The sequence below is a fragment of the Mesorhizobium sp. M6A.T.Cr.TU.017.01.1.1 genome, from assembly GCF_004023115.1.
Lineage (GTDB): Bacteria > Pseudomonadota > Alphaproteobacteria > Rhizobiales > Rhizobiaceae > Mesorhizobium > Mesorhizobium mediterraneum.
In genome coordinates this window covers 1-448 of record NZ_RZTA01000294.1, presented here as the reverse complement: position 1 = coordinate 448, position 448 = coordinate 1, and the positions used below count along the sequence as shown (strand labels likewise).

Genomic DNA, 448 nt, shown 5'->3' with positions numbered 1-448 from the left:
ATCTCGAGGGGAACGACCATACGCCCGGCTTCATTTCGGCGGCCGAATTCGTCGCCGGCGCCTTTCTCTCGGTCGACCTCGATTTCCGTGCCCTGCCCGGCATCTATGTCGGCATCGTCATGGGCCGGCACGCCGGTTTCCTCACCGCCGCCGCTGCCGCATGGCAGCTTGACCCCGACAGCGGCCCGCATCTCGTCTATGTGCCGGAGCGCCCGTTCTCGGCTGCGGCCTTCATCGAGGATGTTCGAGCCACGCTCGATCGCCATAAGCGCTGTATCGTCGCCGTCTCCGAAGGCGTCAGCACCGCCGACGGCAAGGCGCTGGTCGAAAGTCTGGTGCCGCCGGACAAACTGGAGCGCGATGCGCATGGCAACGTCAAGCTGTCGGGCAGCGACCTGCCGGCCGCTCTCGAGCGTGCGCTGGCTGAAGGATTGCCGGGCAAGCGGGC

At 67.0% G+C, this 448-nt stretch carries 1 protein-coding gene; it reads left to right on the top strand.

Annotated elements, in window-relative coordinates:
- A partial coding sequence (locus EOB36_RS34060) for a 6-phosphofructokinase (RefSeq protein WP_206637246.1) occupies positions 1-448 on the top strand: 448 nt, incomplete at both ends.